Here is a 24700-nt window from a genome sequence, read left to right as displayed (position 1 = left end):
AATTTTTTCTCCTGGTATACTTGTGGATGAAAGGAGATGTGCTATTTGGATTGGAATATACGGTTGAACAGGGCTCTTGATTACATTGAAGATAATTTGAGTAACGTGATTGATTTTGATCATGCCGCTAAACTGGCATTTTGTTCTCGTAATGATTTATCAAATATGTTTTTCATTATTACCGGTGTACAGTTAAGTGAATACATCAGGCGCCGACGTCTTTCGCTTGCTGCACTAGATTTACAAAACAGTGATGAAAAAATTATAGATATAGCTCTGAAATATGGCTATGCATCGCCAACTGCTTTTAATAGAGCTTTTCAAAATCAACATAAGGTATCACCTCAATATGCAAGAAGCCGGAAGATTTTTATAAATTCCTATCCTCGCATCACTTTTCAAATAATACTGAATGGAGAGTTTAAAATGAAGTGTAGAATTGAAAAAAAAGAGGCTTTTAAAGTTGTTGGAGTAAAAAAAACCTTTAGAAATGATGCCATAGAAAATCTAGTGCCTCAATTTTGGAGTGATTTACCCCAAGAAACCTATGATAAAATCATAAAGCAATCAAATGGTGAACCAAAAGGGTTGCTAGGTTTGTGTACCGACTTTGATGGTGAGCATACCTTTGATTACTATATTGCAGCATCGACTAAAAATTCTAAGGTTCAAGGATTAGAACAGATTGATATTCCTGAGGCAACCTGGGCAATTTTTGAAGCAGAAGGTGCACTTATGGAGTTAGTGAATCGTATATGGAGAGAATGGTTTCCGTCTTCCGGATACAGAAGAGCAGATAATTCTATCCCTGATGTTGAGGTTTATTTTGATTATGATTTTCCAAAAGATAACTATACATATGAACTTTGGTATCCGGTTGTAAAGGAATAGTTGACTCATTTACATTCTGAATAAATATTACGTGGCTTTGCCGTTGTGTTGTACTGTATCATTGAATTGCTTACTAAGTTATGAAAGAGAGATATACATGGGTGAACTTATAGAATTTTGCAAGGTATCGATACAGTACGACATTACTGGGAGGGTTAAAGTAATACCTATTACTCATAAAATTTCTTTGTAAGATAATAATGTATCAGAATGATATCTATTCGTTATCAGCTCAATTAGACTTGGTTGGAAATACTCTTCTTAAATTAACCGAGTAAATAGAGATTATGAAAGAATTATTTGAATGGTCAGAATGAGAGATAGTTATTTTTAATGTGATGTTTTTATCACTTTTATCTTGACATAAATTATTTGATGTGATATTATTGTCACATCAAGTAGTTTTATGGGAGGGTTTTATGATAAAAAAGAATTACAAGCATAAGCATTTTTTAATTGCATCTTTGGCAATTATACTAGGCGGATTGGAAATCATCCCTTTCTATATTCCTAATTTTATTGTGACCATTTTGGAAGTGGCAGTTATTGTTCTTTTTTGCGGACCATACGAAAAAATCGATGAATTAGTCGAAAAAAATTTAAATAGAGCAAATAAGATTACCATGGTCTTATTACTTATTACGCTTATGATTTTTTCATTAATTGGAAATAACAAAATTATTATTTCGGCAAATATTTTTTCGTGTGCAGCGTGTATTGCTGTAGGCATAAGAAGCATATTACTTATTTTTTATGATGGATATGGTAATATGGATATAGGTTTACAGTAATGCTGTTAACGAATTTAAAAGAATACAGAGCAATAAGGAATATGAAACAAGATGAATTGGCTGAATTAGTAGGTGTTAGGAGAGAAACCATTGTTCGTTTAGAAAAGGGGCAATATAATCCTTCATTAAAACTAGCTATGGATTTGGCAAAGGTATTTGAAGTAAGTGTGGAGGAGTTATTTTCATTTACAAAAGAAATAAGTGATAATAGAAAGTAGTATGTAACTTGGTGCTAAAGACTATATCTTTTGTACGTATGTAAGTTGTTTTAGCGGAGTGACCACAATGTCCATTGATGAATGTTGGGATTGTGGTTTTCTTATTATTTCTTTTATAAATTTAGGAGAATGACAAGTGGAAAACAGGAGTTTATACTATAGGAACTTAGAGATAATGATTGACATTTTCAGTAAAAAGCTATATTATATTTCGATAGATATTTCATGGAGTCTATACTTGAATGGAGTGATTAGATTATGAAGAAAATGATGGCGATTAACATATAATATGGAGTATACAAAAGTCATTTTATTTTTGTATACAGCGCACCCTTTCACAAATACTGTATTAACAGGCTTGCTGACAGGCAAGTTTTTTTGTGTCCAAAATTATGAAGGAAAGTTACGCATATACCAAAAAAGCTGCAAAAAGTTTAGTATACAGGGAGATATATATGATAAAAATAAGAAAACTATGTCCTAACGATATGAAGCAGGCCATAGGACTTAAGATATTATGTTGGCCGGAAGAGTTAAATCATTATTCCGAGAGTGTAAGTACTCCGATTCTGACAAAGTTGAACTTTCTATGACAGGAATATCAGTACTTTCTAAAGTAAAATGATACTACCAAATTAGGGGGAAGATATATGCCAAAGAAAATGTATAAAGAGAATAATTATGCGATTACAATTGATAAGGTACAGAACATTATAGACTATTTAGAAGAGCAGCTGCTGGAATTATTAACACCGGATACTATTGCAAAACAATTTTATATGAGTGTTTCTACTCTTAATAACTTATTTAGAATTGTTTGTAATATGACTATAATGGAGTATGTGCGAAACAGGCGGCTTTCACTTGCAGGATTGGAACTAAAAGGTTCTGATATACATATTATTGACTTGGCACTCAAGTATGGTTATGAAACACCAGAGGCATTTACTAAAGCATTTACACGATTTCATGGTTTCCCGCCAAGCTTTGTCAGAAGAGCCTATCCCAATATCAAAGTATTCCACTCGTTACAGATAAACATACAAATACAGGGTGGGTGGTATAACATAGAAACTGAAAATATAATGTCCAAACTGACAGATCTGAACTCTTCAGAACAGGAAGAAAACCTTCTTACTTGTTATAATGAAATTTACAAAGTAAAAGGAGGATTAACTATGGAGAATGTAAGGTGTCAATATTGTATTCATGTAGAGGATATGCAGCAGAAAGAGGATTGGTATATTCTATTATCACTGGCGGATAAACTCAATCAAAGCAAAATTAAGTTTAAAGTGGATGGTAAAACAATGATATTCGCTCATGGGTTAGAATTTAAACTTGAGAAAATATGCTTAACCTTTAAGTGGAACGAGGAGCAAATAATACAGGATTTTTTTGGATACAACAAAAAGGCAATAGAATGTTTTAAAGGATTTAAATACTTTGATGTAATATTTGAAGGAATGAAAGTCCGGTGTATGTTTTATGGTGATTGTCCAGGGGATGACACAGATGATTTTCTATATCGTAATACGGAACCTGTAGAGGTAGACGGAAAAATTCTTCCGGTGCAAAAATTAGAATTTTACTATGCCAATACCGAACCCAAGGATCAATACTATAAGATGGTGGAACAATGGCTTAAACGCTAATCATGAAGAGGTTATAAGAAAGCTGCTATAAACAATTCGTCCATGGCTAATTTGGGTCATGGACGAATTGTAATAAAATATTTTAATACACTTTGAAAGGTAGAAGCAAATGGACATAAGTTTAAAGTTCGTCATAATAATCAATTAATCCTTTACTTACTTTTCCATCCTCATTGGATTCTGAAGTTGCCATTGGAGGAAATACCAACCGGTTCTTTAGGGGCAGTTTATCATTTGCTAAAGATTTTTTTAAGAAACTCATAGTATCCGTTCTCCTTTTATTGTTAAATTTTTGAACTTAGTATATAATGAACTTATCCTTATACTGGTACTTAACCCTTTGTGTGGGTGGGGAGCGGAGCATTTACCGGTATAAAGAATAGATTTATATAGCATTCGTAGATGTGGCCTGCAATGGCTGCAGATAGAACTAAAGTGAAAGAAAAATAAGAATATGAAAGGCGCCACAGGAAAACTTTCACTTTTTTTATTAGTGGCAGTATCGCAAGCTTACCTGCGATATGCAATGGGTGTAAACATGAGAAGAAGCATCAGCAGTATTGCTGTTGAAAAGATTATATCACATATACCGGGAAAACGCATGACCAGCAATAAACTAACTTATAAAAAGTCAGTACAGGCCATCTATAAGAGAGGGGAAGAACCATATAAGCTTACCTATAAAAGTTTTTCAGTTGACATTAAAAAAGAAACATATCATGGAGTAGAATACATTATTTTAAATCCTAAAAAAAATAGTAACAAACTATATAAGAGTAAAATCATGTATTTTCATGGAGGAGCATTTCTTCATCAGCCTCGAATCCTTCATTGGAGATTTTTAAATAAAATAGCCAAGGATACGGCTGTCCAGATATGGGTGCCTGTATATCCGAAGATTCCCTTTCATAATGCAAAAGTAGCCTATAAGGCGTTAATGAGATTATATGTATTATTTGCAAAAACAGTGAAGGAAGAAAAAATTATCTTCATGGGTGATTCGTCAGGGGGTGGCTTAGTACTTGGTATGGCACAGCAGATAAAGAACAGGAATGTAAAGCAGCCGGCTGAACTTATTATGATATCACCTTGGTTGGATGTAACTATGTCATCTCCTTATGTGCAGGATATCGAAACGAGGGACAGCATGCTAACTTCTAACGGACTGCGTATCTGCGGTGAATACTGGGCAGGACATAAATCCAAAAAAGATCCAATGGTAAGTCCCTTGTACGGTGATATTAGGGGTCTTGGGAGAATGACAGTTTTTACCGGTACACATGACATCCTATATGTAGATTCTTATCGGCTATATAAAAAAGCGAAGCAGCAGAATATTGCAATTGACTACATTAAAAAGAAATATATGGGTCATATCTATCCACTCTGGCCAATTCCCGAAGCAAGAGAAGCAATAAAACGAATCGAGAGAATTATAGAGAATGATTAAAGCATGACTTCTTCTTATTTAGTAATACTGTATCGAAGTAAATTATAAAATTTTGAGTATTTATACAAAATAATTGAAAAAATATCAAGATTGAAATATAATAGATATTGGTTAAAATTAGAAGGTATAGATATAATATACATTTTGGGAGGAGGAAATGCTATGCTTGATTGGATTGTCTGGTTAAATACCAATATTATATGGGGGATTCCAATGCTAATCCTTATGTTGGGCACTGGGGTATTTTTGGTCATACGTATTAAAGGAGTTATCTTTACCCGTTTTGGAACGGTAATGGCAAATACATTAAAAACTATTTTTAAAAAACAAGTAAATGATGTAGAAGGTACCATTACTCCATTTCAGGCAGTATGTACGGCTCTTGCAGCAACGGTTGGAACCGGTAATATTGTTGGAATTGCTATAGCAATCAGTATCGGAGGGCCAGGTGCTATCTTTTGGATGTGGATTTGCGCTGTATTGGGTATGGTTACAAAATTTTGCGAGACCACTTTAGCTGTAGCCTATCGTGAAAAGAACGCAAAGGGGGATTTTGTGGGAGGCCCTATGTACTATATCAGCAAAGGACTTGGATGGAAAAAAACTTCGGTTGCATTTTGTGTGTTTGCTGTATTTGCTTCATTTGGTGTGGGTAACATGGTACAGGCCAATGCGGTCTCTAGTGGTTTAAAATTATCTTTTCATTTATCAACTTATGTGACAGGAATTATTCTGGCTGCATTGGTGGGACTGGTTATTATCGGGGGAATTAAAAGAATTGCAGCGGTAGCAGAAACATTAGTACCTTTTATGGCAGCCATGTACATTATAGCAGCAGTAATTGTTTTAATTATAAATGCAGGAAAGATACCGGCAGCCATCCAGATGATATTTGCAGATGCATTTAAGGGAAGCGCAGCAGTAGGTGGATTTGCAGGTTCAACAATGCTGTACGCTGCGAGAATTGGTATCGCAAGAGGTGTTTTTACGAATGAAGCAGGTCTTGGAAGTGCACCCATAGCCCATGCAAGTGCTAATACGGACCATCCGGCAAGACAGGGATGTTGGGGTGCTTTTGAAGTCTTTTTTGATACAATAATAATGTGTACTGTTACTGCTCTGGTAATTATTACAAGTGGTTTATGGAGTGATTCCAGTATGGATGGTACACATATATCTTTATCCGCTTTTAGAAATACAATCCCTGGAGGGGAATATGTAGTTTCTATTGGTATTGTATTATTTGCCTTTGCTACCATAATAGCATGGTATTATTATGCAGAGAAGGCTCTGGAGTACATTGCAGGAGTGAAAGTTATCAGACTCTATCAAATTGTATTTGTTCTATTGGTTTTTGTAGGATGTATAGCAGAGGTTGATGTAGTTTGGGAATTAGCAGACTTGTTCAATGGATTAATGGCAATTCCTAATTTGATTGCATTGTTTGCGCTCAGTACAACAATTGTTAAATTAACCAGTGATTTCTTTAAAGACGCCAAACGAATTCGACCAAAAGATACGTCCTTTTCTACCTTTCTTCAAACGAAAAAATAAGAAGAGCAAAAGAGTAGTAAGAGGTAACAATAGGTCACCTTATAAATAGTAGGACGATATAAAAGAGGAGTGGCCAGCAGGAAATCCTGCTGGCCTTTATGAAAAAAAGTTTTATATTAGCTAGGTTGTAAGTTTTCTATTGCCTTATCTATGAATATAGTATAACGTTCACATGTGTATAGAGTTTGAATGATTATTGAAATTATTGTGAACAATTATCAAAAAGGCAATGGCATGGTTTGTTTTATTTTGTCAAATTTAAAGATTTGCTGAATTTGAATATTGTATATTTTTAAAAGCAGGAATATAATAAAAGTGTACAAACTTTAATTTAACTACATTACTGAAACGGAATATGAACTATCCCTTTTGTTAACTCTATACATACCAGATGTCTTTATATATATATTATATATAGTAAAGTGGTATCGGTATATGGAGTCAGACCTTAATTTTAGGCAGAGTCACAGTTGCAAGGAAGATGTAGCATGCAATGAAAGCTACTGCATGATAACTTGATGACGTTCACCTGATTGCCGCTTAGGCGGCGGATTGAGAGGAAACTATGAAAAAAATTTTATCTACCGCTGCAATTATTACCGGTGTTTTCGCTGTTGTCAGTACAATTATAGCTACAGTCTGTTGTAAATTTTATAAAAGATATCAGAAACTTACCTACGATATATCATAACACCCTAACTCCCTTACACAGGTAGATGGTTGTTACGATTACTTAGAGTTAAATGAGCGGAATAAAATAGCAGACTGGACAGGTATCTATGAGATATGTCCAGTCTGTTTTCTATGTGTATCTCTACTATGAGAAGCAATTTATGCAGCAATAGCCATTTTAAGTTAGAAAGGCTATTTGACAACAGGGTATTTCAAGTTCAGTTTTTGGCATTCTGAGCGTTAGAGGTTGTATTAATTACGTACCTTTTATATAATAGCACCATACTTTTTACAATTAGTTCTCTGGGAGGCAGGATATGAAATTAACCATTTACGAAGGCATGAACGAAATAGAGGATGAGATTGTTATTAACTGCGGCATGGTTGATAAACGATTGAAACATCTGATTGAATATATCAGGCAATATACCTTTTCCTTACAGGGATATCAGGGAAGCGAATTATTTCATCTGTCGGTAGAAACCTTATTTTATATTGAATCCGTTGATGGTAAGACCTTTTTATACAGTACAAGTCAGATTTACGAAAGCAAGGACAGTCTGACAACTTTGGAGGGAAAGCTATATAACACCTCGTTTGTAAGAATTAGTAAAAGTTGTCTTGTAAATACTGCCTGTATTAAAAGTGTTAAACCATATGCAAATCATCGTATGGAAGCTGCTCTAAAAAATGGAGAAAGGCTCATTATATCCAGAAATTATATTGATACATTAAAAGAGAAGCTGTTAAGGTGATAGTTTAAAAAAGGATAGAGTATCCTTAGGTTAAATAAAATAGTATATCTAAGAGGATACGGGATAATGGAGATTGATTTAAAATTAAATGGAAAGGATGCCATGATTTATAATGTGGCAATATCGCGGATTGCCTGCGATATGCAATGGGTATAATTTATGAGAAAAGTATGGAAATCATATCTGCCGGGAATTTGCATAGGCTTTACTTTTTCGGTCTTGTTTAGTGCGATTTATAACATAGTGACTCACAATAGCAATGAGGGATATTTTTTATCTATATTACAATTGTTTGGTTTTTTAATAGTAATTAACGGTATGGATTATTTGCTTTCCTATATTGATTTTAGAAGCTACAAGACATATTTTATAACAGAATTAATTTTAGGGTATGCACTTTTTATGGCAACAGCGTTTGTGTTTCACTGGTTTTCTTTCCATTATAAAAATCTTATAATAATGACAACTGCGTATGTGGCTATTTATACGTTTATTCATAGTTATTTCAATATGCTGGAAAAAGAACGGGCAGCGTATATTAACCGCTTAATTTCAAATAAGGAGAAATAAATTTGCGCAACCTTGTATAACAATTCTTTATACTTTCCGTTGTATTAAGTAATTTGCTATGCTATAATATCTCAGAATGTAATTCAGAAACAGTGCGATGGCAGGTATACAAAAGAAATGTATGTACAAAGGAGGAGAAAGAAATGAAAACTACGGCATTAATACTATTTGCATTAACATATGTATTGTTATTAAGCTTACCCAAATTGAGAGCCTATATTGCGTTAGCATCTGCTGCTATTTTTGTGGCTCTTGGCATTTTGCCAGTTGAAAAGATTTTTGTAACAGTTGATTGGAATGTCATAATGATGATAGCAGGTACTATGGGGGTGGTGTCCTTATTTATCGAATCAAAGATGCCTTCCTTGTTAGCTGATTTTATTATTGAAAAAACCCCTAATGTAAAATGGGCTATCGTTTCACTGGCCTTATTTGCAGGTATTATCTCAGCATTCGTAGATAATGTTGCCACTGTATTAATGGTTGCACCGGTAGCTTTAACCATTGCCAAAAAGCTCAATATTTCACCGGTTTCCAGCGTAATCGCAATATCCATAGCATCCAATCTGCAAGGAGCGGCAACTCTGGTGGGAGATACTACGTCAATTCTTTTGGGCGGATATGCAGATATGAATTTTATGGACTTTTTCTTTTTTAAGGGAAGACTGGGTATCTTTTGGATAGTTGAAATAGGTGCTTTCGTTTCAACTTTAGTACTTTTATTTATTTTTCGTAAGGACAAAGAGCCGGTAAAAGCCATGGAGAGAACAAAAGTCACAGACTTTTTTCCAACTGTACTTTTATGCAGCATTGTTGCTTTACTAATTATTGCGTCTTTTATTGAGAATAAACCGTCAATAACAAATGGACTTATATGTATGGTGTTATTTGCAATTGGAATAACGAGAAAGCTTTTTATTACCAGAAATATTAATACATTAACCGACGCTATAAAAGAGATTGATTTTCAGACCATTCTGTTGCTGACCGGTTTATTTGTTGTAATCGGAGGAATTACAGAAGCAGGTATTGTATCAGACATCAGCAAGCTGTTTGTTAAGGCTAGTGATAATGTTTTTGTCATCTTTACTTTGATTGTGTGGGCTTCGGTATTATTTTCTGCCTTTATTGATAATATTCCATATGTAGCCACAATGCTTCCGGTTACAGCACAGATAGCAGGCATTCTTCAAATTGATCCTTATATATTATATTTTGGCTTGTTAATAGGTTCTACTTTGGGTGGGAATATTACACCAATAGGTGCTTCTGCCAATATAACAGGTATTGGTATCTTAAGGAAAGAAGGGTATGAGGTTAGTGCAGGTCAGTTTATGAAAATGAGTATACCATTTACTTTATCAGCAGTAATCTGCGGATATATTCTTATCTGGTTAATCTGGAGATAGACTTTCATTTATGAACAATATGCAGTCAGAGAGCATATGCTAACCTAAGGATATTTTTAGGGAGACATATAGTTTGGTTTACCGAATTCTTGAAAAAAAGGACAGCATTCATAACGATTTATATTATAAGAATCAGAAAACACTTACTTACACCATTTATTACCCCCAATTTGCATCCGATAAGTTTAAGCCTTTTATTAATAAACTGAACATATATTACAAGGCAGAGGCTACTCTCTATCAGAAATACCATGTGATGAAGCTTTATCAGATGTCTGTGGATGATTATGAGTATGCCTCTGCCAATAATTTTCCGTTCCATCTCTATGAGGTTTTAGTTGAATACCAATTAACCTATAATCAAAATTGTATGCTAAGTCTGTACTTTGACCGATATGAATTCACTGGTGGTGCTCATGGAATGACCACCCGCAGCGGAGATACCTGGAATCTGCAAAAGGGGCAGAGAATGACTCTTAGTGACTTTTTTCCCGACAATAAGAATTACCTGTCAGATATTATAGAATTCGTCAATCAGCAGATTGAAAATGATATAAAAAAAGGAAATGAATATTACTTTGAAGACTATGCGGTATTGGTAAAGGAGAATATAAATGAGCGAAATTTTTATTTGGTACCGGAAGGAGTAGTTATCTTTTTTCAATTATATGAAATTGCTCCCTATGTAAGCGGCATCCGAACCTTTTTAATACCCTTTGGTGAAGGGGCTGCCGCTATGCCAGGCTGTAAATAATAAAATACCTGCCGTTAATCAATGCCTTTCATCCGGCTGCTTATTGTAACAGCCAGAAGATGGAAGAGTTTCCTAGATTAACGGCAGGTATTATTTTGCTTTTGATAAAAGGACGTTACGTTTATTACACCCGGAATTTACGGGCATCATAGGCAAGTTATTTATTACAAGTAGCACCTAAACATTTGCGGATTAATTCTAAAAGTTGTGAGCAGTCAAAGTTATAGAAACACATGCTTTTTCCTCCTTCAAATTATGACTTCTCCGATTTGTATCGGGTTGCTGTTACTTGTTCTAGAACAATTTTGATTATAGCACAGGCATATTAGATTAGATAGCTGTAAGTTATGGATGCCAAGGAAATATTAACAAGTTATTAAATAAATATTACAAAAGTATTAAATAAAGTATTTTCTATAATAGCTAGTAACAAGTCTATAAGTAGTAGCATTAATCAGGGATGTAAAAAGTATTTAACATCGCCTGTATCCGTGCTCCATATCCTTCTTCCGCTTCTAAGAAGTATTGTGTTTCAACGAGATATACAGCCTTATCTGCTTCTATTATATAATAATTACGGATTACAGAGTTCCATTCACGACCTGCTTGCAGCGTTATTTGTATGCAGTCGTAATTTTTTCCTATGGTAGAAGAATAGGTAGTATCCATGCTTTGGTATTTGGCGGCTTCTGATTCTGTAATAATTTTAGCGGCGTGTTCTCTTGCAGTTGTATTCTTTATTCGGCTGACATTCACATAAATATAGGGGTAGATGGCCGGGTCTGTATTATCAGCTGCAAAGCTGTCTACATCTCCTTCTTTCGTGTGTTTAAAACGTTCTGAATCATAAGTGATTTCGAAGCCGTCCTCACTTTTTAATATTTTTCCCGGTACGGCTTCCTTTATGCCTTCAACCTCCACTAGCAGGGGGGGATCTGCCTCAGAAGATTCTTTTGGCTTGTTCTGAGACAGTCTTTCTTTTTCAGCTTGACGGGCTGCTTCTTCACGAGCTACTTCTTCTGCCTGCAGCTGTTGCTCTTCTGCGGGGTTATCAACTGTATTGGTTGTTGTTCCTTTTATAGTTTCGTTTTCTTTCATCTCTTCACTTATCTTTGTATCCTCCTTGGATTTATCCTCTTGCGTGTCAGCTGCGTCTGCTGTTTGTGAGGCCTCAGGAGCAGTGGAGACATTAAGTTGTGCGGTATTGCCAATAACAACAGGCTGCTTCTCTACATCAGCTTTGGAGCAGCCTGAAATGGCGAGTACTGTGAGTGATAAGGTAATAAGTAGATTTTTTTTCATAAAAGTTTCCTTCCTTCTTCCGTTTTCTTGTTAATTCGTTTCTGATAACGTTTGGGTTATCTGTAAACAGTGTAAGGGATAGGATTATCAGAGTATCAATCAGCTTGTAACAAAGTTGTAAATTTTTATTATTTAGTCCATAGAAGTAGAAAATATAATTCTTACAGTAGTGCCTTTCCCCAATTCAGAATCAATGAGTATCTCTGCTTTATGCAGGTCAGCAATTCGGCTTACCAGTGCAAGACCCAGACCAGCACCACCGGTTTTTCTGGAACGGGATTTATCTACCCGGACAAAAGGTTTTATTATCTCAGTGATTTTGTCCTTAGGAATACCGCAGCCGTTGTCAGTTACTTCTATTACGGGTTTATTTTCTTTTTCATAGGCCAGAAGATGAATCATACCCCCTGACTGTACAGCTTGGAGACTGTTATTGATAAGATTGGTTAAGAGCATCTGGAGAAGTATACGGTCGGCCTTCAAAGTCTCTAATGTTGTTTCTGCTTTAAAGACAATCTGATGCTGTATGAAGGTCGGTTTAAAGCTTTCTTTTAAGGTATCTAACAGCTCCGGTATATTTACAGAGTAAAGTAAAAGAGCATGTTCTCTGGCGAAAGTTAATGCCATAAGTTTATCATACATTTCCCGCATGCGTTTTGCATCTGTATGAATGTTTTGTACTGCCCGGCGTTTCTGTACTTCTGTTGCATTTGCACTTAGTAAAAATTCAGAGTAGCCTTGAATTGAAGTCAAAGGAGTATTCATTTCATGGGACAAATCATCAATAAATTCCTGACGTTCTCTGGCGCGTTCTTTTAGTTCCCTCGTGTGCCTGTTTACATTTCCGGCCATCTGGTTGAATGCTTCTGCAACAGATGAAAAATCCGAATCGGTTTCAGTAATACGGATACTGTAATCACCGGAGGCAACAGCCTTTGCACCTTTTTGGAGGACCGCTAAAGGTCTGGTAAGCCAGCGGGAGTAATAATAAGAAATAATGCCAAGTATTACACTTAGCAGTAGAGCAAGGGAGAAGATAAGCTTGATGCTTTGGTTTCTAGCTTCATATATTTCGTTTATATCACGACAATAGAGCAGTACAGTCCTATTTTTTTCTGAAAGTAAATCAGACACCAGCATATATCGCAGTGTTCCACCGTTTAGTACCTGTACCATCCGATGGTTGAGGGTTACAGATAATAAGGTTTCGTAGGAAGATGTATCTAATGTCTTAAGCTGGTTATAAATATATTCATTGTCCTGGTACAGCAATAGATAGATGCCCTTTTGCCCATAATATTCTCCGTAGCGGTTTATAATGGTCTTTATAGAATCTATAGAAGAGGAAGTAAAATCAACATTGCTTTCTAAGGATATACGAATTAGTTCTAATTCATTTAGCGAACGCTCCTGTTCCCTGTTTAAATTATTGATATGATTTTTGTTTATTACAAACCAGGTACTGATAAAAAGAGTAGTTAGGGAAAGAAGCAGAATACTTAAAAAGATTTTTAGCCATAATTTCATTCTATAGGTTCCTCCAGTCTGTACCCGAATTTGTATACAGTTTTAATAACGTCATCCCAGCCTAACTTTTTCCGCAGCCTTTGAATATGCATATCAACAGTACGGGTTTCACCGATATAATCATAGCCCCAGGCAGAGGCTAATAATTGTTCTCTTGTTAGAGCCAGATTTCTATTTTGGACTAAAACTTCAAGCAGAGCATACTCCTGCGCAGTTAATTCAATTGGTATTTTATTTTTAAATACCAGACGTTCCATAAAGCGCACCTCCACACCTTTGCAATAAAAAACATACTTTTGCTTACCGTTTCTTCTAAGAACCACGTCAATTCTAGCAAGTAATTCAAGGGTTTCAAATGGCTTTACAATATAGTCTTCAGCTCCAAGATTTAAACCTTTCACCCGATCTGGTAAGGAGCCTTTTGCAGTCAGAAAGATAACTGGAACATTTGCATCCTGAAAGTTTTTAAGCAAGGTAAAACCATCCGTACCGGGCAGCATTACATCCAAAAGACATAAATCAAAGGCAGCAGAACGTAAGGATTTGATTGCTTCAATGCCGTCGGCTGCTGCTACACTGGTATGTCCCACCATGGACAGATTCATAAGAATTAAATCACGAATGTTCTCTTCATCCTCAACAACAAGTATGTGTCCCATAATTTTCTCCGTTTCTATTAGAGCCCTATATGTCTAAGTAAGAGCTTGACTTTAAATTATAATTTATAGTAAACAATTCAAACTATATTATAATTATAACATAAAACTAGAAAGCTTGAACACTTAAGGGTAAGATTAAAATCCTTCTTTTAGTAAAGTTAACTACAGTATTGAAAATTTACGTATTGACATTGTTTATTTTACCAGTTATAATTGTAATATGCTTTAGGTTTGTAACTTACAAAAGGCAATGCCTAAACCATATCCTTGTATATTTTTATTTTTGTACCCAAAAATATATAAGGATATGGTTTAGGTTTTTTTTCGTTCAGGAGGTGATGGTATGTTTGTGAAAAAGGTTTTAAACAACAATATTATTTTGGCTACAGATGAGAAAAAGTCTGAAAAGATGATATTGGGCAAGGGGATTGGATTTAATAAAAAAGCGGGGGATACAGTTAATAAAGAACAGATTGAAAAAATTTTTAAATTGGATACAGAAGATACAGCAAATAAATTAGTGGAACTAATTGGGGATGTTCCTGCTAATTATTTGGAATTAACAAAACTAATGATTGACAATGCAGAAAGAGACTTAAACTGTAAGTTTAATGATTCTATTTATATAGGCTTATTGTCTCATATTAACTATTCTTTAACACGTTTTCAACAGAATAATATGATTCAGAACGCCCTCTTATGGGAGGTAAAAAAATTCTATCCGAAAGAGTTTAAAGCTGCCCTTAACTCCCTTGAACTGATAGAACATTACGAGAATGTAAAGTTAAATGAAGATGAAGCAAGCTTTATTGCCATGCATTTTGTAAATGGGCAGCAGGATGGTGAAGCAATTCGTAATACGGTAATGGCTACGAAAGTCATTCAGGATATATTAAGTATTATTCAGTTTCATTTTAAAATTGAATTGGATGAAAAATCTGTAAGTTTCAATCGATTTATCGTTCATATCCGTTTCTTTTTACAGCGGATTCATCAGCGTAACAATGATACTTCGGATGGTTTTTTATTTGAGCAGGTTAAAAGTAAATATCCGGACATTTATGAGTGCTCTTTAAGAATAAAAACCTATTTAGAAAGTAAGTTTGACAGTAAAATGGACTGTGACGAAATGATGTACTTTATGCTGCATATAGCAAGGTTAATTCAGCAGGACAATTAGTTAATAACCGAGAATAATCAATCAATAAGGGAAATTCCATGCATAGAGAGCTCTCAGAATTTCTTTTATATAAATCGGCGCACTTATTGATTTAAGTATGCCTAAATCTTAAGAAAAGGAGATAGCAGATGAAATACGAATCTTTAATAAAAGAAATTTTAAGTAACATCGGTGGGGAATCCAATATCGAATCGGTTACCCATTGTATGACAAGATTAAGATTTAACCTTAAGGATGATAAAAAAGCCAATGTGGATGCCGTTAAAAGAATTAGCGGTGTGGTTGGATGCCTCAATAAAGGAGGGCAATTTCAGGTTGTAATTGGTACACATGTATCGGATGTTTTTGAGGAACTGATTAAAACTGCCAATATAAAAGTTACAGCAAATAAAGGAGAGGAAGAAAAGAAATCTCCCATAAATAATTTTTTTGACACCATCGCCGGCATATTTATGCCTATTGTAGGAGCCTTGGCAGGTGCTGGTATGGTTAAAGCTATATTGGCTCTATTGGTATTTTTTAAAGTAATTGATACGACCTCTCAGACCTATACCATCTTATTTATGATTTCTGATGTTGTATTTTACTTTTTACCTTTTTTCCTGGCATATACAGCCGCGAAGAAATTCAATTGTAATCCTTTTTTAGCCATTATCTTTGCGGGTATGTTATTACATCCAACCTATGTAGGCTTTAAAACAGCAGGAGAAGCGGTTACCTTTTTGGGGTTACCTGTTAAACTTGCTACCTATTCTTCCAGTGTAGTGCCAATTATTTTAATTGTGTTTTTCCAATCTTTTGTGGAAAAATTGGCGAATAAGATTTCACCGAAAGCTATTAAAGTATTTTTTGTACCAATGTTAGTTATTTTTATAACTGCACCTATCGGGTTGATTGTGTTAGGACCCTTAGGTACTATTTTAGGCGGTTATTTGGGTCAGTTCTTTACCTTCTTGGATTCGAAAGCAAGCTGGCTGGTACCTACTCTTGTTGGCGGGTTATCTCCATTACTGGTTATGACAGGTATGCACTACAGCTTAGGAGCCGTTCAGGCAACACAAAGGGCAGCTATGGGTTATGCCACAATATTGGCACCCGGCATGATGTCTTCTAATATGTCTCAGGCCGCGGCAACCTTTGCAGTATCTATAAGAACCAAGAACAAAGAATTAAAATCCCTGGCATCCTCCTGTGCGGCTACGGCCCTTTGTGGTGTTACAGAGCCCGCCTTATATGGGGTTAACATGAAGTTAAAACGCCCTTTGTATGCTACTATGATTGCAGGAGCCTGCGCCGGATTATATGCAGGTGTTACTGGTGTTAAAGCATGGTCAGCAGGTACTTCAAATATTTTTGCCCTGCCAATCTACATAGGGCCTGATAATTCTTTTTTAAATATATGTATTACAGTGGCAATTGCATTAATATTGGGTTTTGTAATTTCCTATATTATTTACAAAGAACCGGAGGATTTTAAGGATACTGGGGCAATTAAAGATAACGGCAAAACCGTAAATGAGAAACTTGAGATAAAAGCTCCTTTACAAGGTACGATTGTACCATTAAAAGATGTAAATGATGATGCTTTCGCAACCGGTGCCATGGGAAAAGGAATTGCAATTGAGCCGGAAAAAGGTGAAGTGGTGTCTCCTGTAAATGGTACTGTATCCATGCTCTTTGAAACGAAACATGCCATTGGTCTTATAGCAGAGAGTGGCTGTGAAATATTAATACACATAGGCATTGATACGGTTAAATTAAACGGAAAATATTTTAGTACTCTTGTGAAAACCGGAGATATTGTAACAGTAGGAATGCCCTTGATTAAGTTTGATATAGAGGGTATTAAATCGGAGGGTTATGATGTAATTACACCGGTTATCGTAACCAACACCGCAGAGTATCTGGGTATTGTTGAGACTACCGCCTCTAAGGCAAAAACAGGAGATATTATATTAACCGCAGTTAATTAAAAGGAGGATTCTATGTCATTTCCAGATGGATTTTTATGGGGAGGTGCGACAGCAGCCAATCAGCTTGAAGGTGCATACCTTGAGGGGGGCAAAGGATTGTCCGTCCAGGATATTATGCCAAGTGGAGTTATGGGGCCAATTACGTTAGAACCAACAAAGGATAACTTAAAACTTATAGGGGTTGATTATTATCATCGATATGCAGAGGACATAGCAATGTTTGCAGAACTTGGCATAAAGGCTTACCGTATGTCGATAGCCTGGTCCCGTATATTTCCTAAGGGAGACGAAGAACAGCCAAATGAAGAAGGTTTACAATTTTATGACAGAGTATTTGCCGAGTGCAAAAAGTATAATATTGAACCCGTTGTTACCTTGTCTCATTATGAACCACCTTTAGCGTTGTGCAGAAAATATGACGGCTGGAGAAGCCGTGAAATGATTCAATATTTTGCAAAGTATGCAAAAGTGGTATTAACTCGTTTTAAGGACACTGTGAAATACTGGATTACTTTTAATGAGGTTAATGTGACAGTTATTTCTCCGCTTTTGGGCGGAGGAATATTGACACCGAAAGCGAACTTAACAAAACAGGATATGTATCAGGCAGCCCATCATCAGTTAGTAGCAAGCGGTTTAGTTACAAAAATGGCTCATGAAATCAATGCAGATTTTCAGGTAGGTTGTATGGTTGCATCCGCACCAAGATACCCAAGAACCTGTAATCCGGATGATATTCTAAAAGCAATGGAAGATCAGCAGGAAGTATCCTATTTTGTTCATGTGCACTGTACAGGAGAATATCCTTTTTATGCAAAGCGAATATTCAGAGACTATAATATATGCCTTGTAATTACGGAAGAAGACAAAGAACTTTTAAAAAATACAGTTGATTTTATATCCTTTAGCTATTATAACAGTAAGACTGTGGCGCAGGATGCAGGGCAATATCAGGGTGCGGGCGGTAATCTGATGAGGGGACTAAAGAACCCTTATTTGGAATACTCGGATTACAACTATCCCCTTGACCCGAAGGGGCTTAGATACATGCTCAATTATTTTTATGAACATTATCAAAAACCGCTTTTTGTTGCTGAAAACGGCCTGGGTCAAAGTGATACTTTAATTTCTGACGAGAATGGAAGTTTTACGGTGGCAGATGATTACCGGATAAAATTTCTGAATAATCATCTGGTTCAAGTGAATGAGGCAATAGAAGACGGTGTTAAGGTTATCGGTTATACTATGTGGAGTATAATGGATATAGTAAGTGCTGCATCTGCTGAGCTTACTAAAAGATATGGTTTAATCTATGTAGACCGTTTACAGGATGGAACCGGAACTCTGAAGCGTTTTAAAAAGAAGTCCTATCACTGGTATAAGAAAGTAATTGAAACCAATGGTGAAAGCCTAGTATAGTAAAAAAGGTCATTACGAGAGTCGTTTATAGACAATCGTAATGACCTTTTTATAAACCCTAACAATCCTTACAGTATCTCTTGATAGTGTTGACAGCTTATTTGAAATTATCATGTTCAAAATGATATAGATAACGTTCTAGTTCTTCCTTAGATTGAAAATCCTCTGCATTTCTTAACAAATAATCTCTGCGTGAATCCTCCATATCTAAGAAAGCATTTCTAGCCAAAATATCATCATTTAACAAGAGCCCCAGTACAGGGGGGATTAAATTCATGCCATCGGGATTATCCATGTTCATACCCTCCTTATTAATTTATTTAATAATAATTTAAACTTAGGATATGCAATTACGATTAGTTTATACGAGCAAAAATAATGGATATGTCATTTTTATTGTTTTTTCAACCTATATATTCTTAATCAGTTGTATTCCAAGAACTGTTCAGTTATAATAGTAAGAAGAATTTTTGCAGAATATTCATTATGCGTGTATTTATAGGTGTTTGAAGGAGGAAAGTCTATGGAAAAGTATAAAATAATGGTTAAAGGTATTGTGCAGCATGAAGATAAATACTTATTGGTTAAAAAGTGGTATGATGACAGGATTATAGACCCTTATCAGTGGGAATTTATTGATGGAAAATTAGAATTCGGAGAAAACCCGGAAAAGGGAGTTTTAAGAATTATCTTTGAAAAAACAGGTTTGACTGTACATTTAAACCGTATTCTTTACACTTGGTCTTTTATGGTAGGTGATGTTTGTAACATCGGTATCAGCTTCCTATGCGTTAGTACCCAGGATAGTGTAGTACTTTCCGAGGACTTAAATGAATATAAATGGATAGCAAAAGAAGAGCTTGGCAATTCTATCAGCAATAAGGCTGTTATAGAAGATATTGAAAGAGCAGAGCTGTAATATTCTTATAGTTTACTCGTCATAGCTTATAATTCGTTTGAAAAGGAGATTACCGTGTCAATATTAATTAAAAATGGTCATCTTCTGGATCCGGCAACGGGAACAGAAGGAATTCGAGATATTTTTATAAAAGATGGTTTGATTCAGAAGGTAGGAGAGTACTTAAGTGAGGATGCAGAGCAGGTTATTGATGCAACGGGATTCAGTGTTATGCCGGGGTTCATAGACTTGCATGTACATCTTAGGGAACCGGGTTATGAATACAAGGAAACCATTGCAACTGGTGCTATGGCAGCAGCGAAAGGGGGATATACCACAATATGTCCTATGCCCAACACAAATCCTGCTATCGACAGTAAATACATGGTAGAATATCTTCAGTTAAAAGCGAAAGAGGAAGCAGTTGTTCATATTCTTCCCATTGGTGCGGTAACGAAAGGACAGGAAGGAACCCAGTTGACTGACATTGAGGCAATGGCAGGAGCGGGAGTTGTTGCCATTAGCGAAGATGGAAAATCTGTTATGAATACAGTTCTTTACAAAAAGGCAATGACAGAAGCCAAGGAAGCAGGAATAGCTGTATTCGCACATTGTGAAGACAAGGATTTGGTACAAAAGGGCGTATTAAATGAGGGAGCAAAAGCAAGAGAACTCGGTATGCCGGGTATTAGTAACAGTGTAGAGGATATCATTGCTGTCAGAGATATTATATTAGCAAAGGATACGGGTGTTAGACTTCATCTGTGCCATTGTTCCACAAAAGACAGTGTGACTATGGTTAAGTTAGCAAAAGAGGAGAGGCTTCCTATAACTGGCGAAGTATGCCCCCATCATTTTACGATGGCAGATGATGAGATACCAGGTGATGATGCTAATTATAAGATGAATCCACCCTTAAGAGGCCGTGCAGATGTACAGGCTTTAAAAGAAGCCTTAAGAGATAATATTATGGATGTTATCGCTACAGATCATGCACCTCATAGTGAGGAAGAAAAGGCTAAATCCATGTTAGAAGCTCCTTTTGGTATTGTAGGGCTAGAGACAGCTTACGCGCTCACTATAACAGAATTGGTTCAGGAAGGGTATCTGACACCTATGCAGCTGGTAGAAAAGATGAGTTTAAACCCTGCAAAGGTTTTAGGAATTGATAAAGGAAGTCTGGCGGTAGGCAAAGTCGCCGATGTTGTGATAGCAGACCCCCACGAAACCTATGTAATAGATGTCAATGCGTTTGTTTCTATGGGTAAGAATACGCCTTTTCATGGAAAAAGAGTAAGTGGTAAAGTTAAGTTTACTATTGTAGATGGTGAAATAGTATATCAGGAATAAAACAAAAGAAAGGGCATGATTATTTTTATGATTAACAAACTGATACGCAAAATTGAAAAAAATAAAGCACCCATCGTTATAGGCCTTGATCCTATGCTTTCTTATATACCGGAGCAGGTTAAGGAAAAAGCCTTTCGGGAAAAGGGAGAAAATCTTTTAGGTGCAGCAGAAGCCATCTGGCAATTTAATAAAGCCATTATTGATGCTACCTATGATTTGATTCCTGCTGTGAAACCGCAGATTGCCATGTATGAACAATTTGGTATTGAAGGTCTGATTGCTTTTAAAAAGACAGTAGAGTACTGCAAGGAAAAAGACTTGGTAGTAATCGGTGATATAAAAAGAGGAGATATTGGTTCAACTTCTGAAGCTTATGCAACAGGACATCTGGGTAAGGTTACTATAGGCGGTAAATCCTTTTATGGATTTGATGAGGATTTTGTAACGGTAAATCCTTATTTAGGCTCCGATGGAATTGTTCCTTTTATTAACGTATGCAAGGAAGAGAAGAAAGGTTTATTTATACTGGTTAAGACTTCCAATCCCTCCAGCGGGGAATTCCAGGATCAGTTGGTGGGAGAACGCCCTCTTTATGAGTTAGTTGGTGAAAAGGTAGCCAGCTGGGGTGAAATGCATCTGGGAGACTCCTATAGCTACATCGGAGCAGTGGTAGGAGCCACGTATCCTGAAATGGGTAAAGCACTACGTAAGATTATGCCAAAGAACTATATACTGGTGCCTGGCTATGGCGCACAGGGCGGTAAGGCAGAAGATTTAGCTCCTTACTTTAACAAGGATGGTCTTGGTGCCATTGTGAGTTCATCCAGAGGCATTATTGCTGCTTATAAACAAGCACAATATGAGAAATTCGGACCGACTGCTTATGCCGATGCATCCAGACAGGCGGTTATAGATATGCGTGAAGATATAATGGGTGCTTTAACAAGAAAGTAATCAATGATGGATTTTCATTACAGCGAAAAATAAGGATGTCTTAAATTCCATTTATAATCAAAACATACCAAATACAGCAAGTCTTTTCACATAAACTATATTTGGTATGTTTTTGAAGATTTATGGCTTTTTAGACATCTTTTTGTTTTGCTATTAAGGCAGACTCTAATTGAAAGGAATACTATATTGAATCAATGGCAGCTTTTAACTGATGGAAAGCCTGTTCCAACGTTTTACGAGTGCATGCAATATTAAATCGTTGAAAACCAAGGCCTTCCGGACCGAACATGGTTCCGGCATCCAACCATAATTTAGCTTTATCTATGATTAACTTTTCTAAATCAGTTTCTGATAAACCTAAACCGGTAAAATCAATCCAGAGCAGGTAAGTGCCTTCCGGTTCAACAAGGGTAAGCTGAGGCAGATTTGTCTTTACAAATTCTTTTATAAACTGTAGATTCTCATATAAGTAATCTTTTAATCCGATAAGCCATTCTTCACCATATTCATAAGCCGCTTTGCAGGCAATAAGTCCCATATTATTCAGCTGACTGTAACCACTCTTTGTTATCTCGCTTTTAAAGGCGGCCTTTAACACCGGATTTGGAATTAGCACATTGGATACTTGTAATCCTGCAAGGTTAAAGGTTTTGCTGGGAGCAGTACAGGTAATGGTAATAGCCTTATATTCTTCTCTTAGGTTTGCAAAAGGAAGGTGTTCTTTTCCCGGATAGATAAAATCTGCATGAATCTCATCAGATACCACTAATACATTATGCTTTAAGCAGATATCTCCAAGTCGTTCCAATTCATCCCGGTTCCATACTTTACCCACTGGATTGTGAGGGTTACATAATATAAACAATCTCACCTGGTTTTCTGCTATTTTTTGTTCAAAGTCTTCAAAGTCTATATGGTAGGTACCGTTCTCATAAACCAGGGGACTATTAATAAGCTTACGTCCATTGGATAAAATAGTTTCAGAAAAAGGATAGTAAACAGGTCTTTGAATCAAAATACTATCCCCTTTTTTGGTATAAGCACGTACAGCCATGGCTATAGCATATACCACACCGGGAGTTTTTACCAGCCATTTTCTTTCGATATTCCAACGGTAGTGGGTAGAAAACCATTGTTTTAAAACGTTAAAATACTCATCTTTCACTTCGGAATATCCAAAGATACCATGTCTGCTTGCTTCAACCAGTGCCTCTGTTACCTGAGGTACCGTTTTAAAATCCATATCAGCAACCCACAGGGGAATTACATCAGTCGGCTTTCCACGTTCAGCCGCAAAATCATATTTTATAGAATTAGTATTTTTTCTATCTATCAGTTCATTAAAATCAAATGACATTTGTGTTCTCCTTTTGTCTTTATTTCTTTATAGGCGATTGTGAATCGGCAGGTCTATAGGTTGGAACTAGGCAAAATCACCAAAATAAAGGTGACTTGCCACTGCATCGGAACCTGTTTGGGTGATTTTGACTGTTACAACGCATAAAATAGCAGTTTCACAATTGCCTATTGTTTTATTATTGTAAAGCCTGTTTCAGGTCAGCAATTAAATCATCTACATTCTCAATGCCCACAGACATACGCAGAAGGCAGTTATTAATTCCTCTGGACAGACGTTCTTCCTCCGGTACATCGGCATGAGTTTGTAGCATGGGATAAGTAATCAGTGTTTCCACACCACCAAGACTTTCTGCATACAAAATTACCTGAATTCCTTCCAGTATTTGTTTTGCAGTAGATTCAGTGTCTACTTCAAAGGATATCATAGAGCCAAATCCGGTAGCCTGCCTAGTGGAAATTTCATAACCGGGATGATTTTTTAAACCGATATAAAACACTTTTCTTACTTTTTCTTGCGTTGTAAGCCATTCAGCAATCTTTAGAGCATTTTCCTGTTGTCGTTCCATGCGCAGAGAAAGAGTCTTAATTCCGCGGATTAAAAGCCAGCTGTCAAAGGGAGAGAGACAGGCTCCTGTGGTTTTATAAATGTATCTTAATTTTTCGGATAAATCTTCACGATTTGTTACTAAAAAGCCGGCCAGTGTATCGTTGTGACCGCTTAAATATTTCGTTCCGCTGTGAATAACGATATCTGCACCAAGAGTTAAAGGAAGCTGATAGAAGGGAGTAAGAAATGTATTATCAACAGCGACTAGTAGATTATGTGCTTTAGCCAGCTCTGCAACTGCTTTAATATCAGTAACCTGCATCATTGGATTGGTAGGAGTTTCGACAAATATTGCTTTAGTTTCAAGACGGATTAGAGCTTTAACACCTTCTATATCCGAGGTATCAACAAAATCAAAGGTTAAACCGTTTTTACGTGAAATATTTTCAAAAAGCCTTACCGTTCCTCCATATAAATCACCGGAGGCAATAATGTGGTCTCCTATCGAAAAGAGTTCCATAAAGGCGGTGATTGCAGCCATTCCGGTAGAAAATGCCAACGCATCAACCCCTCTTTCTAAAGCGGCAACACATTTTTCTAAATATTCCCTGGTGGGGTTTTGTAAACGGGAGTAATCATAACCGGAACTTTGACCTACGCCGGGATGGGCAAAGGTTGCTGACTGGTAGATGGGAACACTGATAGCTCCTGTAGAGTGTGTATTATTCTCTGCTCCATGTATACAGAGGGTATTAAAATCCATAATAGTTTCCTCCTTAATTGCATTATCTGTTGAATCCATAGTGGGTTATA

25 protein-coding genes are annotated in these 24700 nt (G+C 36.2%); 18 read left to right on the top strand and 7 right to left on the bottom strand.

The features are described from left to right. Positions 1–45 precede the first annotated feature (45 nt). From acsn021_RS16950 to acsn021_RS16930, 5 genes are all read left to right on the top strand, one after another. Positions 46–891, top strand: a complete 846-nt coding sequence (locus tag acsn021_RS16950) for an AraC family transcriptional regulator (protein ID WP_184093667.1) — start codon at positions 46–48, stop codon at positions 889–891. A 419-nt stretch (positions 892–1310) separates the two neighbouring features. Next, a complete protein-coding gene (locus acsn021_RS16945; protein ID WP_184093668.1) occupies positions 1311–1682 on the top strand; it encodes a hypothetical protein in 372 nt (123 codons plus the stop codon). Continuing rightward, positions 1682–1900, top strand: a complete 219-nt coding sequence (locus tag acsn021_RS16940) for a helix-turn-helix transcriptional regulator (protein ID WP_184093669.1) — start codon at positions 1682–1684, stop codon at positions 1898–1900. Before acsn021_RS16945 ends, acsn021_RS16940 begins: the two co-directional genes overlap by 1 nt. Positions 1901–2355: 455 nt before the next feature. After that, complete coding sequence (locus acsn021_RS16935) at positions 2356–2493, top strand: hypothetical protein (RefSeq protein WP_184093670.1); 138 nt, start codon at positions 2356–2358, stop codon at positions 2491–2493. Positions 2494–2550: 57 nt separating this feature from the next. Further along, a complete protein-coding gene (locus tag acsn021_RS16930) occupies positions 2551–3555 on the top strand; it encodes a helix-turn-helix domain-containing protein (protein WP_184093671.1) in 1005 nt (334 codons plus the stop codon). A 121-nt stretch (positions 3556–3676) separates the two neighbouring features. On the opposite strand, the gene acsn021_RS16925 is transcribed toward acsn021_RS16930, so the two are convergent. Beyond that, positions 3677–3817: a hypothetical protein gene (locus acsn021_RS16925; protein ID WP_184093672.1), complete on the bottom strand. Its 141-nt coding sequence runs from the start codon at positions 3815–3817 to the stop codon at positions 3677–3679. Between the two features lie 276 nt (positions 3818–4093). Between acsn021_RS16925 and acsn021_RS16920 the strand changes: the two genes are divergently transcribed. The 7 genes from acsn021_RS16920 to acsn021_RS16895 all read left to right on the top strand — a co-directional run bounded on the left by acsn021_RS16920 (position 4094) and on the right by acsn021_RS16895 (position 10719). Further along, positions 4094–5005, top strand: a complete 912-nt coding sequence (locus acsn021_RS16920; RefSeq protein WP_184093673.1) for an alpha/beta hydrolase fold domain-containing protein — start codon at positions 4094–4096, stop codon at positions 5003–5005. Positions 5006–5167: 162 nt separating this feature from the next. Beyond that, the gene (locus acsn021_RS16915; RefSeq protein WP_184093674.1) at positions 5168–6559 is read left to right on the top strand and encodes an alanine/glycine:cation symporter family protein; all 1392 of its coding nucleotides are present in this window, start codon (positions 5168–5170) and stop codon (positions 6557–6559) included. Between the two features lie 565 nt (positions 6560–7124). Then, positions 7125–7250 carry a hypothetical protein gene (locus tag acsn021_RS23015; protein WP_279289763.1) on the top strand — a complete coding sequence of 42 codons (126 nt, stop codon included), beginning with the start codon at positions 7125–7127 and terminating at the stop codon, positions 7248–7250. Positions 7251–7548: 298 nt separating this feature from the next. Beyond that, positions 7549–7986: a LytTR family DNA-binding domain-containing protein gene (locus acsn021_RS16910; RefSeq protein WP_184093675.1), complete on the top strand. Its 438-nt coding sequence runs from the start codon at positions 7549–7551 to the stop codon at positions 7984–7986. A gap of 159 nt (positions 7987–8145) precedes the next feature. Further along, positions 8146–8556 (top strand): DUF3021 family protein, encoded by a 411-nt coding sequence (locus acsn021_RS16905; RefSeq protein WP_184093676.1) that lies wholly within the window; start codon positions 8146–8148, stop codon positions 8554–8556. Between the two features lie 143 nt (positions 8557–8699). Further along, positions 8700–9965, top strand: coding sequence for an ArsB/NhaD family transporter (locus acsn021_RS16900; RefSeq protein WP_184093677.1), 1266 nt, complete (start codon positions 8700–8702; stop codon positions 9963–9965). Positions 9966–10038: 73 nt separating this feature from the next. Then, the gene (locus tag acsn021_RS16895; RefSeq protein ID WP_184093678.1) at positions 10039–10719 is read left to right on the top strand and encodes a DUF3298 and DUF4163 domain-containing protein; all 681 of its coding nucleotides are present in this window, start codon (positions 10039–10041) and stop codon (positions 10717–10719) included. Between the two features lie 450 nt (positions 10720–11169). Here acsn021_RS16895 and acsn021_RS16890 read toward each other — a convergent pair whose 3' ends face one another. From acsn021_RS16890 to acsn021_RS16880, 3 genes are all read right to left on the bottom strand, one after another. Further along, positions 11170–12021, bottom strand: a complete 852-nt coding sequence (locus acsn021_RS16890; protein ID WP_184093679.1) for a hypothetical protein — start codon at positions 12019–12021, stop codon at positions 11170–11172. Positions 12022–12153: 132 nt separating this feature from the next. Further along, positions 12154–13548: a sensor histidine kinase gene (locus tag acsn021_RS16885; RefSeq protein WP_184093680.1), complete on the bottom strand. Its 1395-nt coding sequence runs from the start codon at positions 13546–13548 to the stop codon at positions 12154–12156. Further along, positions 13545–14207 carry a response regulator transcription factor gene (locus acsn021_RS16880; protein ID WP_184093681.1) on the bottom strand — a complete coding sequence of 221 codons (663 nt, stop codon included), beginning with the start codon at positions 14205–14207 and terminating at the stop codon, positions 13545–13547. Before acsn021_RS16880 ends, acsn021_RS16885 begins: the two co-directional genes overlap by 4 nt. A gap of 343 nt (positions 14208–14550) precedes the next feature. On the opposite strand from acsn021_RS16880, the gene licT reads away from it, so the two are divergent. The 3 genes from licT (at position 14551) to acsn021_RS16865 (ending at position 18779) form a co-directional block, all read left to right on the top strand. Next, on the top strand, positions 14551–15387 hold the full coding sequence (gene licT, locus acsn021_RS16875) for a BglG family transcription antiterminator LicT (RefSeq protein WP_184093682.1): 837 nt from the start codon (positions 14551–14553) through the stop codon (positions 15385–15387). A 128-nt stretch (positions 15388–15515) separates the two neighbouring features. Next, the gene (locus acsn021_RS16870) at positions 15516–17360 is read left to right on the top strand and encodes a beta-glucoside-specific PTS transporter subunit IIABC (RefSeq protein WP_184093683.1); all 1845 of its coding nucleotides are present in this window, start codon (positions 15516–15518) and stop codon (positions 17358–17360) included. Positions 17361–17372: 12 nt separating this feature from the next. Next, the gene (locus acsn021_RS16865; RefSeq protein ID WP_184093684.1) at positions 17373–18779 is read left to right on the top strand and encodes a glycoside hydrolase family 1 protein; all 1407 of its coding nucleotides are present in this window, start codon (positions 17373–17375) and stop codon (positions 18777–18779) included. Between the two features lie 97 nt (positions 18780–18876). Here acsn021_RS16865 and acsn021_RS16860 read toward each other — a convergent pair whose 3' ends face one another. Then, positions 18877–19074, bottom strand: a complete 198-nt coding sequence (locus acsn021_RS16860; protein WP_184093685.1) for a hypothetical protein — start codon at positions 19072–19074, stop codon at positions 18877–18879. 228 nt (positions 19075–19302) lie between these two features. On the opposite strand from acsn021_RS16860, the gene acsn021_RS16855 reads away from it, so the two are divergent. The 3 genes from acsn021_RS16855 to pyrF are packed head-to-tail and all read left to right on the top strand — an operon-like array spanning position 19303 to position 21981. Continuing rightward, positions 19303–19698, top strand: coding sequence for an NUDIX domain-containing protein (locus tag acsn021_RS16855; RefSeq protein WP_184093686.1), 396 nt, complete (start codon positions 19303–19305; stop codon positions 19696–19698). Positions 19699–19752: 54 nt separating this feature from the next. Then, positions 19753–21027, top strand: coding sequence for a dihydroorotase (locus acsn021_RS16850; RefSeq protein WP_184093687.1), 1275 nt, complete (start codon positions 19753–19755; stop codon positions 21025–21027). A 27-nt stretch (positions 21028–21054) separates the two neighbouring features. Next, entirely contained in the window at positions 21055–21981 is a 927-nt protein-coding gene (gene pyrF / locus acsn021_RS16845) for an orotidine-5'-phosphate decarboxylase (RefSeq protein WP_184093688.1), read from the top strand. A 181-nt stretch (positions 21982–22162) separates the two neighbouring features. On the opposite strand, the gene acsn021_RS16840 is transcribed toward pyrF, so the two are convergent. Together acsn021_RS16840 and acsn021_RS16835 are read right to left on the bottom strand one after the other, a co-directional pair. After that, positions 22163–23338, bottom strand: coding sequence for a MalY/PatB family protein (locus acsn021_RS16840; RefSeq protein WP_184093689.1), 1176 nt, complete (start codon positions 23336–23338; stop codon positions 22163–22165). Between the two features lie 178 nt (positions 23339–23516). Next, positions 23517–24650: a trans-sulfuration enzyme family protein gene (locus acsn021_RS16835; RefSeq protein ID WP_184093690.1), complete on the bottom strand. Its 1134-nt coding sequence runs from the start codon at positions 24648–24650 to the stop codon at positions 23517–23519. Positions 24651–24700 lie beyond the last annotated feature (50 nt).

This window comes from Anaerocolumna cellulosilytica (genome assembly GCF_014218335.1).
GTDB classification, from domain to species: Bacteria; Bacillota; Clostridia; order Lachnospirales; family Lachnospiraceae; genus Anaerocolumna; species Anaerocolumna cellulosilytica.
The sequence above is the reverse complement of the archived record's forward strand: the minus strand, read 5'-3'. Positions and strand labels throughout refer to the sequence as shown.

Coding starts and splice junctions, on each gene's coding strand:
- acsn021_RS16935 (WP_184093670.1), top strand. CDS start 2,356: ATGATAAAAATAAGAAAACTATGTCCTAACGATATGAAGCAGGCCATA.
- acsn021_RS16890 (WP_184093679.1), bottom strand. CDS start 12,021: ATGAAAAAAAATCTACTTATTACCTTATCACTCACAGTACTCGCCATT.
- acsn021_RS16925 (WP_184093672.1), bottom strand. CDS start 3,817: ATGAGTTTCTTAAAAAAATCTTTAGCAAATGATAAACTGCCCCTAAAG.
- acsn021_RS16940 (WP_184093669.1), top strand. CDS start 1,682: ATGCTGTTAACGAATTTAAAAGAATACAGAGCAATAAGGAATATGAAA.
- acsn021_RS16900 (WP_184093677.1), top strand. CDS start 8,700: ATGAAAACTACGGCATTAATACTATTTGCATTAACATATGTATTGTTA.
- pyrF (WP_184093688.1), top strand. CDS start 21,055: ATGATTAACAAACTGATACGCAAAATTGAAAAAAATAAAGCACCCATC.
- acsn021_RS16880 (WP_184093681.1), bottom strand. CDS start 14,207: ATGGGACACATACTTGTTGTTGAGGATGAAGAGAACATTCGTGATTTA.
- acsn021_RS16835 (WP_184093690.1), bottom strand. CDS start 24,650: ATGGATTTTAATACCCTCTGTATACATGGAGCAGAGAATAATACACAC.
- acsn021_RS23015 (WP_279289763.1), top strand. CDS start 7,125: ATGAAAAAAATTTTATCTACCGCTGCAATTATTACCGGTGTTTTCGCT.
- acsn021_RS16945 (WP_184093668.1), top strand. CDS start 1,311: ATGATAAAAAAGAATTACAAGCATAAGCATTTTTTAATTGCATCTTTG.
- acsn021_RS16855 (WP_184093686.1), top strand. CDS start 19,303: ATGGAAAAGTATAAAATAATGGTTAAAGGTATTGTGCAGCATGAAGAT.
- acsn021_RS16840 (WP_184093689.1), bottom strand. CDS start 23,338: ATGTCATTTGATTTTAATGAACTGATAGATAGAAAAAATACTAATTCT.
- acsn021_RS16920 (WP_184093673.1), top strand. CDS start 4,094: ATGAGAAGAAGCATCAGCAGTATTGCTGTTGAAAAGATTATATCACAT.
- acsn021_RS16910 (WP_184093675.1), top strand. CDS start 7,549: ATGAAATTAACCATTTACGAAGGCATGAACGAAATAGAGGATGAGATT.
- acsn021_RS16865 (WP_184093684.1), top strand. CDS start 17,373: ATGTCATTTCCAGATGGATTTTTATGGGGAGGTGCGACAGCAGCCAAT.
- acsn021_RS16885 (WP_184093680.1), bottom strand. CDS start 13,548: ATGAAATTATGGCTAAAAATCTTTTTAAGTATTCTGCTTCTTTCCCTA.
- acsn021_RS16860 (WP_184093685.1), bottom strand. CDS start 19,074: ATGGATAATCCCGATGGCATGAATTTAATCCCCCCTGTACTGGGGCTC.
- acsn021_RS16905 (WP_184093676.1), top strand. CDS start 8,146: ATGAGAAAAGTATGGAAATCATATCTGCCGGGAATTTGCATAGGCTTT.
- acsn021_RS16930 (WP_184093671.1), top strand. CDS start 2,551: ATGCCAAAGAAAATGTATAAAGAGAATAATTATGCGATTACAATTGAT.
- acsn021_RS16915 (WP_184093674.1), top strand. CDS start 5,168: ATGCTTGATTGGATTGTCTGGTTAAATACCAATATTATATGGGGGATT.
- licT (WP_184093682.1), top strand. CDS start 14,551: ATGTTTGTGAAAAAGGTTTTAAACAACAATATTATTTTGGCTACAGAT.
- acsn021_RS16870 (WP_184093683.1), top strand. CDS start 15,516: ATGAAATACGAATCTTTAATAAAAGAAATTTTAAGTAACATCGGTGGG.